Here is a 13,638-nt window from a genome sequence, read left to right on the forward strand (position 1 = left end):
CAATGAATAGTAGAGTCCACCAAGGTCACTTTGCCCGTAAACGTTTTGGGCAAAACTTCTTAACCGATCAGTTTGTTATCGATAGCATCGTGTCGGCCATTCACCCTATGCCGGGCGAGGCTGTCGTTGAAATCGGTCCCGGTCTGGCGGCGTTAACTGAGCCTGTTGCTTCGCGCCTGGACAGCATGACGGTCATCGAACTCGACCGTGATCTGGCAACGCGTCTGGAAAATAACCCTAAGTTTCAGGGCAAACTGCGGGTCATCCAGTCTGATGCGATGAAAATCAATTTCGGCGAACTGTCTGAAGAGCTCGGTCAGCCACTGCGTGTCTTTGGTAACCTGCCGTACAACATTTCTACGCCGCTGATGTTCCATTTGTTCACTTATACCAACGCCATCAAAGACATGCATTTTATGTTGCAGAAGGAAGTGGTAAACCGTCTGGTTGCAGGCCCGAACAGCAAAGCGTATGGTCGTTTAACGGTGATGGCGCAATATTATTGCAACGTGATCCCGGTTCTGGAAGTTCCACCAGAATCCTTCACACCGGCGCCTAAAGTGGAATCCGCTGTGGTACGTTTAGTGCCACATGAAGTGATCCCGTATCCGGTGCCTGATATTCGCATTCTGAGCCGTCTGACAACGGATGCTTTCAACCAGCGTCGTAAAACAGTGCGCAACAGCCTCGGTCACCTGTTCACTCCTGAACAAATGACCGAACTGGGTTTAGATCTCAGCATGCGTGCTGAAAATATTTCTGTAGAGCAATTCTGTAAACTGGCTAACTGGTTGTCCACACGACCTAAAACCCCGGAACTTCAGGAGTAGCGTTATGCTTAATTCGCCCCGCGTTTGTGTTCAGGTGCAAAGTATCTACGTTGAGTCACAGTCGATACCCGAAGAAGAACGTTTTGTCTTCGCTTACACCATCACCATCCGCAATCTGGGGCGTTTTAATGTGCAACTGCTTCGCCGTTACTGGCTGATAACCAACAGTAACGGTCGCCAGACAGAAGTCCAGGGCGAAGGGGTCATCGGTGAACAACCGCTGATCCTGCCTGGCAATGAATTTCACTATACCAGCGGCGCTATTTTAGAAACGCCACTGGGCACGATGGAAGGCCATTATGAAATGGTCGCACAAGACGGTGAAACCTTCCGTGTGCCTGTTCCGGTCTTCCGCCTCGCCATCCCTACGCTGATAAATTAATCCTCATGTCGACATATCTTATTGGTGATGTTCACGGCTGCATCGATGAACTCAAGGCGCTATTGGCGCAGGTGGATTTTAATCCGCAAAACGATGTCCTGTGGCTGACGGGTGATTTAGTCGCCCGCGGTCCGTCCTCGCTCGAAGTGCTGCGTTTTGTCAGCGGTTTGGGGGATTGTGTCCGGATGGTGCTCGGTAACCACGATCTGCATCTGCTGGCGGTTTACGCGGGGATCAGTTTCAACAAACCGAAAGACCGCATCACGCCCTTGCTTGAAGCCGAAGACGCTGACGAACTGATCAACTGGTTGCGCCGCCAGCCGGTACTGCAGGTTGATGAAGATCTGAAGCTGGTCATGGCCCACGCAGGGATCACGCCGCAATGGGATCTCGACACCGCTCAAATGTGCGCCCGTGAAGTGGAAGCCGTCCTGAGCAGCGATACTTATCCGCTGTTTCTGGATGCGATGTATGGCGATATGCCGAATAACTGGCATCCTGAACTGACGGGTCTGGCGCGTTTGCGTTTCAGCACCAATGCGTTCACCCGCATGCGTTATTGCTTCCCGAACGGACAACTGGATATGATCTGCAAAGATATCCCGGAAAACGCGCCAAAGCCGCTGAAACCCTGGTTTGATATTCCGGGGCCTTTACAGGAAGCAGGCTACAGTATTGCGTTCGGACACTGGGCTTCACTGGAAGGGAAAGGCACGCCGGAAGGCATTTATGCGCTGGATACCGGCTGCTGCTGGGGCGGTGACCTGACCATGCTGCGCTGGGAAGACAAAACCTACTTCGCCCAGCCTTCAAACCGCCAGAGCGAAAAACAGCACTCTGAAATCCCGAAAGCCGTTTGATCAAACAGCGGACATTCAGACAGCAAAAAGGCACCTGCAAAGGGTGCCTTTTTATTGTCACACGGCTCACGCAGCCGTAGGATCAGGCGCGGCGATCAAGGATTTCGAAGCAATAACCATGAGAGTTCTGCTCATCCGCATCGTGGAATTCGCTGAATGTGCTTTCCCAGTCATCCGGCTCATAATCAGGGAAATGTGTATCCCCTTCGACTTCGGCATCAATGTGAGTCAGATATAAACGATTGGCCTTCGGCAGCAGTTGCTCATACACGCGACCGCCCCCCATCACCATCACTTCTTCCACATCGCCGGCAGCCGCCAGCGCAGCGTCAACAGAGGTTACCCAGGTCACGCCTTCATGCTCGCCCGGTTTAGAGCTGATGACAATATTCAGCCGGCCAGGCAACGGACGTCCGATTGACTCAAACGTCTTTCGCCCCATGATGACGGGTTTGTTGAGCGTATTACGCTTAAACCAGGCCAGATCACCAGGTAAATGCCAAGGCATAGCGTTTTCCATGCCAATAACGCGATCGGTCGCCAGTGCGGCGATCAGGCTAATAATCATTGTGAAGCCCTGTGTAGAAAAAGGATTTGTGCGTGACCCCAAAAAAGAGCTGCCACTATACGGAAAGCCCCATCAGCCGTCGATAGGGAGACCCACGCTTTACAAAGATATAAGAGAGCTCTTACCCTGCCGGGATATTCCCCGCCAAAAGTAGCGGTTCCGGCGGCAAAGGACGCTCAAAAGCAGGAAGGTATCGCCGTATTCCAGTCGAAAATGCTGAAGCGCTCACCTGCTTTTTTGCATGGTAGCTCCACGTTGTACAACAACGCTTACACACCGGGGCGTTTACGGTACAGCCACAATCCCGGTAACGATAATCCGATAGATAATGCCCCGACGATAAAACTGGCTTTCAGAAAATTGGTGAGTGCCGTCGATAGCAATGCTTCGCTGTAGCCCAGATGCGAAATCTCCACGACTGAGATCATCGCCGTGTAGGCAGAAATGCCGGGGAACATCGGTATAACAGCGGCAACGGTGAAAACTTTAGGATGTGCCAGTAACCAGCGTGACCATCGAATGCCCATAATGCCAATCAGTATAGCTGCCAGCAGGGAGGCCCATTCGATGTTTATCCCGCCGTGGATCAGCAACATCCGCGTGCCGTGGCCAACTGCGCCGAGCAGTGCGCAATAACGTAATGCCCGCGGCGGCACATTAAACACCATCGCAAAGCCCAGTGCGGGCACGGCAGCGAAAAGCATATCCTGAATCAGTGCCCATAAAAGGCTCATGACCACCCCCGTAAACCCCACAATGCCATTGCCATGACCACACCAATGCAGGTCGCCAGTGTCAGCAGGCTGGCCATAGTCCAGCGCGCCAGTCCGGTATTCACATGCCCTTTGAACATATCCGCCACGGCATTAATCAGCGGAAACCCCGGCACCAGCAATAACACGCTGGCAGCCATTGCGACATTTGATGACTGCTGAAAAATGCCCAGCCGCAACAGCAACCCTGAAATGGAAGTCGCCACGAATGCCGTGCAGCAAAAGTTGATGAGCGGATTCATATGCCGTGCAGTAAGGCTCTGGCGTACGGCCATGGCGACGCCGCTGGCGAAAAAAGTGACAATGAATGCATCCCAGCCGCCACCATTAAGTTTGCTGAAACACCCGCAGGAGAGCGCCACCATCAGGATCATCAGCCAGCGCGGATACCGCAGCGGTTTGATTTTTTGCAGGCGTTTTGCCACCAGCTGACTGTCGAGCAGTTTATGCTCAGCCAGGATCACCGTATGTTGGACTTGTGTCACAACCTGCATGTTGATCCCGCGGTCAACATTTTTACGCGTCGAGGTCAGACAATAACCGCCGCTTAAGGTGCTGAGCACAATGGCATTGGCGGAGATCGAGCTTTCCACCCGGTCCATTCCCAGCGCGACGCCAAGCCTCGCCGACAGCTGTTCGACCAGCATACTTTCGGCACCATGCTGCAACAGCATCAGGGCACATTCGATGCACAAACGGGTAATTTCACGTTGATGATGCGCCTCGGGGCTTTCACGCACCGGGTATTCTATGACCGGATCCTGCATACCATTCACCGCCCGCAAAAAAAGCAATAAGAGTGATTTAACTTACTGAGGATTGGCGTATCATGCCGCCTTCTTTTGTTCCGAACATTGACGACGGTTATTTTCATGCTTGAAACCACCCTTTTTGTTGCCAGTATCGCCTTCCTCGGCATGCTTTCTCCCGGTCCCGATTTCTTTCTGGTCATCAAAAATGCGGCCCGCTATCCGCGCATCGCGGCACTCATGACGTCACTGGGTGTGATTTGTGGTGTGATTACGCATATGTCTTACTGCGTGGCCGGTCTGGCAGTGGTGATCACCACCACGCCGTGGTTATTTGATTTACTGAAATACGTCGGTGCGGCTTATCTGATCTGGGTCGGTATTCAGGCGTTGTTTTCCCGCAGCAACAGCAAGATGAACCTCGACGGACTGGAGCCACAGCAGGTAAAACTGCGCACCGCGTTCGTGCAGGGTTATCTGTGTAACCTGCTCAATCCAAAGGCGACACTTTTCTTCCTGGCGATGTTTACGCAGGTCTTGCAGATTAACTCCACCTTCGGTGAAAAGCTGTGGTACGCCTCTATAATCGTCGGTTTGTCGGCCATTTGGTGGCCTTCGCTGGCGTTACTTATCCAGAGCCCGCCGGTGCGTCGTGGTCTGGCGAAAGCGCAGAAACTTATCGATAAACTGCTGGGCGGTGTACTGATCGGTTTGGGCATTAAAGTCGCACTGAGCTGAGTTCAGAAAGAAAAAACCGGTGCATCAGGCACCGGTTTTCTGTTTTAACGGCGGCTTAGCCCTTCGCTTCAATCACCTCTTTCTCAGGCGCTTTTCCGTCAATACTGCCACGCCAACCCTGTTGCTGACCGGAAGCCAGACGCTCCTGATCCTGCTCGATAGCGGCTGTCAGCATATCTTTCGCACGCTGCATGCTGGCGATACGGAACTCAGTATCTTCGTAATTCTCGATAGTGGCTTCCAGCATTTTCAGGTTATAGCGGCGGAACAGATCTGCCTTCTCGCGGGCTTCATACGCATCCAGCCCCAGCGCCTCCAGCACATCGCGGCCGACGCGCAAGGAGCCTTCAAACAGTTCACGTTCCGGCGCTTCGACACCCAACTGACGCAACTGATACCAGTGATCGACATCACGGGCACGGGCAATCACTTTCAGATTCGGGAAATGCTCTTTCGCCAGTGCCGTCAGCTGAAGGTTGGCTTCCACATCGTCAATGGCATTAATCAGAACCTTCGCCTGCGCGGCACCGGCGGACTCCAGCAAATCAACGCGTGTGGCGTCGCCGTAAAACACTTTGGTGCCAAATTTACGCAGCGTTTCGATGTGATCCGGATCGTGATCCAGGACCACCGTGTGGACGTTGTTTGCCAGCAGCAAACGACCGGCAATCTGACCAAAGCGCCCGAAACCGGCAATAATTACCTGCGCGTTCTCATCATCAATGGTGTCATGCGGACGGTCATCCTTCGGCGCATTGCGCTCAAGGCGCGCGGACAGTACCAGCAGCAATGGCGTCACCGCCATGGAAAGCGCCACAGCCAGCGTCAGGGCCTTCGACCATTCAACCGGCAACACACCTGCCATTTGAGCGGTGCTGAAAATCACAAACGCGAACTCACTGCCCTGCCCGATTAAGATGGCAAACAGGCCGCGCTGCTTTTTCGGCACACCCAGCCATGGCGCAACCAGCCATAACAAGGCCGCTTTCAGCGCCATAAAACCGACCAGCAATGTGGCAATAAGCAGCGGCTGATGGACCAGCGTGCCGAAGTCGATGGACATACCGACACCGATAAAGAACAGCCCGAGAAGCAGACCTTTGAACGGCTGAATATCACTTTCCAGTGCATGACGGTATTCAGAACTTGCCAGCAAGACACCCGCCAGAAATGCGCCCATCGCCATCGACATACCGGCCATTTCCAGCAGAATACCGAAGCCGAATACCAGAAACAGCGCAACGGCACTGAACACTTCACGCATGCCGGAGCGTGCCACGAAGTGCAGCAAGGGCCGCGTGACATAGCGCCCGAGCAACACCACCAGCACCAGCGCACCGGCCACTTTTGCTGCTGACAAACCAAAACTCATCAGCGTTGTGGCTTCGCCGGTGCTCGCCAGTAAGGGGATCATCGCCACCAGCGGGATGGCGGCGATATCCTGGAACAGCAACACCGCAAAAGCGCTGCGGCCAATGGGTGAAGCCGTCAGACTGCGCTCACTCATCGCCTGCATGGCAATGGCCGTTGAAGAAAGCGCCAGCGTCAGGCCGATCAACAGGGCGATTTTCCAGTCCAGTCCGAGGAAATAACAGAATGCGCTGAGCACTGCGCCGCAGCCCACCATCTGAATGCTGCCGCCGCCGAAAACCGAGGCACGCATCGTCCACAACCGTTTGGGATCCAGCTCAAGTCCGATGACAAACAGCATCAGCACCACGCCGATCTCCGCAAAGGTCAGAATTGATTCGGCATCAGAGACCAGTTTCAGCCCCCACGGGCCGATAATGCAGCCCGCAATCAGGTAACCGAGCACAGAACCCAGCCCCAGACGTACCGCAATCGGCACAAACAGCGCCGCCGAGCCGAGATAAATCAGGCCTTCAATCATCAGGTTATGGTTATCCAAGGCTCACCTCCGGCGGGCAGCCTTCTTTCAGACTCAGACAGGCGGTTAAACGGCGACGATATTCTTCTCCCGCCGCTTTCAGCGCCACTTCATCGCAAATGAAGGTGTTGTGCACGGCGAAATACGGCAGCCAGTGCATGCCGCAATAAATGGCTGTCGCCTGTAGCGGCTGCGCCAGCACGTCAAAATCGGGGTGATCGCCCAGCTCGAAATGGTGCTCGTTACCGCCGGTCGTTACCGCCCACAAGCAATGTTTGCCATTTAAGGCATTGCCTTCATGGCCGTACGCCCAGCCGTGCTCGAGCACTTTGTCGATCCACAGTTTCATCAGTGGCGGCAAGCTGTACCACTGGATCGGATGCTGGAAGACCACCAGATCTGCACGTTCAACAGCTTTCTGTTCAGCGGCAATGTCGATATTGAAATCGGGATAGAGGTCGTAGAGCGAACGTACTTCGACGTTGGGCAAATCACTGACTGCCGACAGCAGCCCCTGATTGGCTCTTGAATGGCGCGGATAGGGATGGGCGTAAATTATTAAAATCATCTGTGAACTCATATCGACAAAATATGCATTCATCATAAAGTATTTTTAACATTTATTAACTGCCGTAAATACGATGAAAAACAGGGCCCTCAGGCCCTGTCGATTTACATGAAAGGATTCACGGACAACTGACTGCCCCGAGATCCAGCCAGTTGTCACCTGCAACCGGCGTGACACCCCGAGTCCAGACCTTCGCTTTCCAGTTATGGCCGCCGTAAGTGGCCATTTCCCCCTGAACATACGTGGCCGCATTGTCGTAAGGCAATGTGATATTGCTGACGAGTTGCCACTGATCACTGCTGCGCGATGGCGGGTTGTTTTGCGTCCAGTATTTCGCCTTCCATATCAGCTGGTTGTAGCTGACGGCATCGCCGGTATTGTAGATTTTGCTGCTGTCCCAGGCAGGCACTTGCGCCGCCGCAGGATCCGTTGTCACACCACACCCGCCCGTGCTCGCCGGGTTAACCGTCAGTTGTAAGCTGGCAGACGTGGATGATTTTCCATCGCTGACCATCACACTGACCGGATACACTGTGCTGCTGGTGACCGCCGGAGCGGTAACGTTGATGGAGCTGGTGGTCAGCGAGCTGGCGCTCAGACCGGCGGGCAACGTCCACTGATACGTGAGCGGATCGTTATTGGCATCCGTCGCCTGTGCCACCAGCGCGAAGGTATTACCTGCCGTTACAGCCATGGTCGCCGGCAACGTCACCACCGGCGGCTGGTTCGCCTGAACCGCCGAGTTTGTCACCTGAACCTGCGCCGTGGCGCTCAGCCCTTGCGGATCGGTCACTTTCAGCTGGAATACCCACACCTGATCTTGCGCGGTAGTAAGGACGTTAAACTGCGCTTTGGCTTTGTCTGCATTGGTCAGCGTCACCGCAGGCCCGGAGACTTTGGTCCACAAATACGTCAGGGCTGCATTTTCCGGATCACGGGAAGCAGAACCATCGAGCGTCACGGTCAACGGACCGGTCACGTTCTGATTTGTCCCGGCACTGGCCAGCGGCGCAAGGTTCGTCGTGCCGCCGCCGGTGCCATTCCCTAAGCCTTCATGCATGGCATTTAAAATATCGCCATTATCCGCATCAATTTCCCATGCAAACAGGCCACCCAGCTGATTAGCCAAAACATATTTACCTTTCGCGACCACTGAACGGTTGTCGTCGTAAGTGATCAAATCGCCGGTGGAAGGCTTCCACAAATACGGTGCTTCAGCTGCGGCATCATACTTGTACTGCCAGTCACTGTTGGCTTTAAGTTTCGCCACCTGACGGTAATCAAGAATGCCATTTTCCCAGGTACCTGCGGTCGGGCCGGTCGCGGTCCCGGTGAAAGGATCGTTATTCTGGAAATTCTTCACCCCCGTCCAGCCGCGCCCATACATGGCCGCACCCACTACAATTTTGCCTGGCGTCACGCCCTGTGAAAGCAACGCCTGCACGCCATGATCGGTGGTGTAATCGGTATCGGGTTTCGAGGCGGAGCCGTACAACGCAGTTTGGTGTCCCAGCGTCGTCAGTGAGAAAGCACCATAGAAGTCATAGCTCATCAGGAAAATATGATCCATATACTGCTGTGCGGCGCTGTAATCCACGTTATCAATTTTGTCCCGGCCTGCACTGATCGCCGAACTCAGTTCATAGGTTTTTCCGGTTTGGGCGGATAATTCATTGAGCATAGTCCGTAGCTCTTTCATCAGCTGCACATAAGTATCTCCATCCGCCGTGCTGCCCAGTGCAGGATTTTCACCGCCACCGCCCGGAAATTCCCAGTCGATATCCACACCGTCGAAGAATTTCCAGGTTTGCAGAAACTCCTTCACCGAGGCCACAAAAACATCCCGCTTCGCTTTGTCTTTCATGAAATAGAACGGGTCGGATAGCGTCCAGCCACCGATGGAAGGGACAATTTTCAGATTCGGGTAGGCTTTCTTCAGCGCCATCAGCTGGCCGAAATTGCCTTTGTAAGGCGCAGAATATTCACTGACACCTTGCTGAGGCATTTGCACTGCAGCCCAGGGATCATGGATCGCGACTTTAAAATCCTGACGCCCTGCACAGGCGCGTTGCAAGGCCTGAAAACTGCCCTCAATGCTTTTTAAGCTGTCGTTAATCCCATTCCCGCCGCAAATCGGCGTAAAGCCGTACAGGATATGAGTCAGGTTCTGTGCAGGGATTTTATCCACCGGGAACCCGCGACCGTACACGCCCCACTCGACAAAATAAGCGCCTACGACCTTGCCGGATTTATTGTTATAAGGCTGGTTGTTTTCCTTCAGCGTGCTGGTCAATGGTAGCAAATGGCTGCCATCGGTATCCGCCACTACAATTTGTTTGGCGTCACTGGTGGTACAGCCTTCGCTGTTACATAACGCAACCTGCAACTGATAGCGCCCGCCTTTATTGACAGCAAACGTGGCGCTGCCCGTTGCGCCGGAAGGGCCGCTCCAGACCTGCGCACCGTTCAGTAACACTTTGGCCGTCTGCCCCGCATCGCCGGTCCACAAATTCCAGGTGACGGTGACATCCGCCGCATTCTTTACAGTGACCAGTTGATTGTAGGCCGAGGCGGACTGATTGATATCAATGATGGCAAAGGTGGTTTCATCCGCACCGAGTGTCGGCTTTCCGGGAAGTGCCGCCTGTGAGACCGGCGCAAGAACCGCGCCGATGAGTAAAGCCAGAAGGGTGACAGGTGTTTTGTACATGTGAAATTCCTCATTTTGACTGAAAGCGCTGCAAGAAGGGTTAATTCTCGATGTGAACTAACCCAAGCTCCGAGTATAAAATCAGGAACAAAAACATAACAATAATTAAACATTAAAACATCATGACGCCCATCACATTAACACAAAATATCGATCTAAAATAATAGCTTATGATAAATTCACTTTCATATGAAGACTTTCATACATAAAAAATATAATTTTAATGATAAACATATTTAATGATTATATTTAACATTTTAGCCAAACACATATAAAAAGACGCCCGCCCCTTTCGGGAGCGGGCGTCTTAACGACCGGATGGAAACAGAAGATACTTATTTGCTGATTTTGGCGTGCATTTCCTGCACTGAAATCACCTGTTCAGTCGGGTCAGAAGATAATGCCATTGCCGTCGCGAAACCACCGTTCAACGTAGTGTCGTAATGCACTTTGTATTGCAGCGCACTGCGACGGATAAGCTTGGAGTCTTCAATCGCCTGACGACCCGCCGTGGTGTTCACGATATACACATATTCGCCGTTCTTGATACGGTCCTGAATATGCGGACGGCCTTCATGCACCTTGTTGACCAGACGCGGGTTAATCCCGGCTTCGCCCAGCACTACCGCAGTACCGTGAGTCGCATCCAGCTCGAAACCGCGTTTCAGCAGTTTCGCGGCCAGATCCACCACACGGCCTTTGTCGCCTTCACGAACCGACAACAGTGCGCGTCCGGCTTTCTTCATGCCGGAGTTGCTGCCCAACTGCGCTTTGGCAAAGGCTTCTGCGAAGGTACGGCCAACGCCCATCACTTCACCGGTAGAACGCATTTCCGGCCCAAGAATCGGGTCAACGCCAGGGAATTTGTTGAACGGCAACACCACTTCTTTCACGGAGTAGTAAGGCGGGATGACTTCTTCGGTAATGCCCTGCTCTGCCAGAGTCTGACCTGCCATCACGCGAGCCGCAACTTTCGCCAGTGGTACACCGGTCGCTTTAGAGACGAACGGAACGGTACGGGCTGCACGCGGGTTGACTTCAATCAGGTAGACTTCGTTGTTCTTCACGGCGAACTGGACGTTCATCAGGCCGCGAACGCTCAGCTCGAAGGCCAGTTTCTCGACCTGCTGACGCATCACATCCTGAATCTCTTTGCTCAGCGTGTAGCACGGCAGTGAACATGCAGAGTCACCGGAGTGAACGCCCGCCTGTTCGATGTGCTCCATGATACCGCCAATCAGCACGCGCTCACCGTCGCAGATAGCATCAACGTCAACTTCTACGGCGTCGTCAAGGAAGCGGTCCAGTAGAACCGGTGCGTCGTTCGACACGCTGACGGCGTTCTGGAAGTAACGGCGCAGGTCGATTTCGTCGTATACGATTTCCATCGCGCGGCCGCCCAGAACATAAGACGGACGTACCACCAGCGGATAACCGATACCCGCAGCTTTCTCAACAGCCTGTTCGATAGTCGCGACTGTGGCGTTTGCCGGTTGTTTCAGCCCCAGACGGTTAACCGCCTGCTGGAAACGTTCACGGTCTTCGGCGCGGTCGATGGCATCCGGGCTGGTGCCGATAATTGGCACGCCAGCGGCTTCCAGTTCACGCGCCAGTTTCAGCGGAGTCTGGCCGCCGTACTGAACAATCACGCCTTTCGGCTGCTCGATACGCACGATTTCCAGCACGTCTTCCAGGGTGACGGATTCGAAGTACAGGCGGTCAGAGGTGTCGTAATCGGTAGACACAGTTTCCGGGTTACAGTTAACCATGATGGTTTCGTAACCGTCTTCACGCAGCGCCAGCGAGGCGTGTACGCAGCAATAGTCGAACTCGATACCCTGACCGATACGGTTCGGACCACCGCCCAGCACCATGATTTTTGGCTTATCATTGGTCGGGTTAGATTCACACTCTTCTTCATACGTGGAGTACATGTAGGCGGTATCGGTAGAGAATTCCGCCGCACAGGTATCAACACGTTTGTAGACCGGGTGCAGGTTGTATTTGTGACGCAGTTTGCGCACTTCGCTTTCTGACACGCCGACCAGTTTAGCCAGACGCAGATCCGCAAAGCCTTTACGCTTGAGCATGCGCAGGTAGTCGTGGGTCAGAATGTTGAAGCCGCCCTCGGCCACTTCATTTTCCAGTTTCACCAGCTCTTCAATCTGCACCAGGAACCAGCGGTCCACGTTGGTCAGGTTGAAGATGCCGTCAACAGACATCCCGGCACGGAAGGCATCAGCGATATACCAGATACGCTCGGCACCGGCTTCTTTCAGTTCACGACGAATTTTGGTCAGCGCTTCCGGATCATCCAGACTCACTTTCGGGTCGAAACCGCTCGCGCCGACTTCCAGGCCGCGCAAGGCTTTTTGCAGAGATTCCTGCTGTGTACGACCAATCGCCATCACTTCGCCGACAGATTTCATCTGCGTGGTCAGACGGTCGTTGGCACCGGCAAATTTCTCGAAGTTGAAGCGAGGGATTTTAGTCACAACGTAGTCGATAGACGGTTCAAACGACGCTGGCGTTTTGCCGCCGGTGATATCGTTCATCAACTCATCGAGGGTGTAACCCACCGCCAGTTTCGCTGCCACTTTAGCAATCGGGAAACCGGTCGCTTTGGAGGCCAGGGCTGAGGAACGGGAGACACGCGGGTTCATTTCGATAACAATCAGACGACCATTTTTCGGGTTCACCGAGAACTGAACGTTGGAGCCACCGGTTTCTACGCCGATTTCACGCAGCACCGCCATCGAGGCGTTACGCATGATTTGGTATTCTTTGTCGGTCAGGGTCTGCGCTGGCGCCACGGTAATGGAGTCACCGGTATGGATGCCCATCGCATCGAAGTTTTCAATGGAGCAGACGATGATGCAGTTGTCGTTTTTATCACGCACCACTTCCATCTCGTACTCTTTCCAGCCAATCAGCGACTCATCAATCAGCAGCTCTTTGGTCGGGGAAAGATCCAGACCGCGTTCGCAAATCTCTTCGAACTCTTCACGGTTGTACGCAATACCGCCACCGGTGCCGCCCATAGTGAATGACGGACGGATGATGCACGGAAAGCCAACGTCAGCGGCAACAGCCAGCGCTTCTTCCATCGTGTGTGCAATACCGGAACGTGCGGTGTCGAGGCCGATTTTTTTCATCGCCACGTCGAAACGGCGACGATCTTCGGCTTTATCAATGGCGTCTGCAGTCGCGCCAATCATGGTCACACCGAATTCTTCCAGCACGCCCTGACGTTCCAGTTCCAGTGCACAGTTCAGTGCGGTCTGGCCGCCCATGGTTGGCAGCACGGCATCGGGACGTTCTTTTTCGATAATTTTGCGCACAACTTCCCAGTGGATCGGCTCGATGTAAGTCGCATCCGCCATTTCAGGGTCAGTCATGATCGTTGCCGGGTTGGAGTTCACCAGAATGACGCGGTAACCCTCTTCACGCAGCGCTTTACACGCCTGTGCGCCGGAGTAGTCAAATTCACAAGCCTGGCCGATAACAATCGGGCCGGCGCCCAGAATCAGGATGCTTTTTATGTCTGTACGTTTTGGCATTTTTTATTCGCT

General features: G+C 53.8%; 11 protein-coding genes. 4 read left to right on the plus strand and 7 right to left on the minus strand.

Translation table 11 applies throughout. The features are described from left to right. Positions 1-2 precede the first annotated feature (2 nt). From rsmA to apaH, 3 genes are read left to right on the plus strand one after another with little or no spacing between them, the layout of a single operon-like run. Entirely contained in the window at positions 3-830 is an 828-nt protein-coding gene (rsmA, locus tag EX31_RS03780) for a 16S rRNA (adenine(1518)-N(6)/adenine(1519)-N(6))-dimethyltransferase RsmA (RefSeq protein WP_013577044.1), read from the plus strand. A gap of 4 nt (positions 831-834) precedes the next feature. After that, the gene (gene apaG / locus EX31_RS03785; RefSeq protein WP_037033452.1) at positions 835-1,212 is read left to right on the plus strand and encodes a Co2+/Mg2+ efflux protein ApaG; all 378 of its coding nucleotides are present in this window, start codon (positions 835-837) and stop codon (positions 1,210-1,212) included. A gap of 5 nt (positions 1,213-1,217) precedes the next feature. After that, entirely contained in the window at positions 1,218-2,072 is an 855-nt protein-coding gene (gene apaH, locus EX31_RS03790; protein ID WP_013577046.1) for a bis(5'-nucleosyl)-tetraphosphatase (symmetrical) ApaH, read from the plus strand. Positions 2,073-2,154: 82 nt separating this feature from the next. Here the strand turns inward: apaH and folA are convergent, their stop codons facing one another. The 3 genes from folA to EX31_RS03805 all read right to left on the minus strand — a co-directional run bounded on the left by folA (position 2,155) and on the right by EX31_RS03805 (position 4,180). Then, positions 2,155-2,640, minus strand: a complete 486-nt coding sequence (gene folA / locus EX31_RS03795) for a type 3 dihydrofolate reductase (RefSeq protein WP_013577047.1) — start codon at positions 2,638-2,640, stop codon at positions 2,155-2,157. A 269-nt stretch (positions 2,641-2,909) separates the two neighbouring features. After that, positions 2,910-3,374 (minus strand): threonine/serine exporter, encoded by a 465-nt coding sequence (locus EX31_RS03800; RefSeq protein ID WP_037033453.1) that lies wholly within the window; start codon positions 3,372-3,374, stop codon positions 2,910-2,912. After that, complete coding sequence (locus tag EX31_RS03805) at positions 3,371-4,180, minus strand: threonine/serine exporter family protein (protein WP_037033454.1); 810 nt, start codon at positions 4,178-4,180, stop codon at positions 3,371-3,373. The genes EX31_RS03800 and EX31_RS03805 overlap by 4 nt, the downstream gene beginning before the upstream one ends. Before the next feature lie 105 nt (positions 4,181-4,285). Between EX31_RS03805 and EX31_RS03810 the strand changes: the two genes are divergently transcribed. Continuing rightward, positions 4,286-4,900 carry a LysE family translocator gene (locus tag EX31_RS03810; RefSeq protein ID WP_013577050.1) on the plus strand — a complete coding sequence of 205 codons (615 nt, stop codon included), beginning with the start codon at positions 4,286-4,288 and terminating at the stop codon, positions 4,898-4,900. 55 nt (positions 4,901-4,955) lie between these two features. Here EX31_RS03810 and kefC read toward each other — a convergent pair whose 3' ends face one another. The 4 genes from kefC to carB form a co-directional block, all read right to left on the minus strand. Further along, complete coding sequence (kefC, locus tag EX31_RS03815) at positions 4,956-6,809, minus strand: glutathione-regulated potassium-efflux system protein KefC (protein ID WP_037033455.1); 1,854 nt, start codon at positions 6,807-6,809, stop codon at positions 4,956-4,958. After that, complete coding sequence (gene kefF / locus EX31_RS03820; protein WP_037033576.1) at positions 6,802-7,356, minus strand: glutathione-regulated potassium-efflux system oxidoreductase KefF; 555 nt, start codon at positions 7,354-7,356, stop codon at positions 6,802-6,804. Before kefF ends, kefC begins: the two co-directional genes overlap by 8 nt. A 118-nt stretch (positions 7,357-7,474) precedes the next feature. Then, complete coding sequence (locus tag EX31_RS03825; protein WP_037033456.1) at positions 7,475-10,066, minus strand: glycosyl hydrolase family 18 protein; 2,592 nt, start codon at positions 10,064-10,066, stop codon at positions 7,475-7,477. A gap of 335 nt (positions 10,067-10,401) precedes the next feature. Then, positions 10,402-13,626, minus strand: a complete 3,225-nt coding sequence (carB, locus tag EX31_RS03830; RefSeq protein ID WP_037033457.1) for a carbamoyl-phosphate synthase large subunit — start codon at positions 13,624-13,626, stop codon at positions 10,402-10,404. Between the last annotated feature and the right edge of the window lie 12 nt (positions 13,627-13,638).

Source organism: Rahnella sp. WP5, assembly GCF_000745615.1.
GTDB classification, from domain to species: Bacteria; Pseudomonadota; Gammaproteobacteria; order Enterobacterales; family Enterobacteriaceae; genus Rahnella; species Rahnella aceris.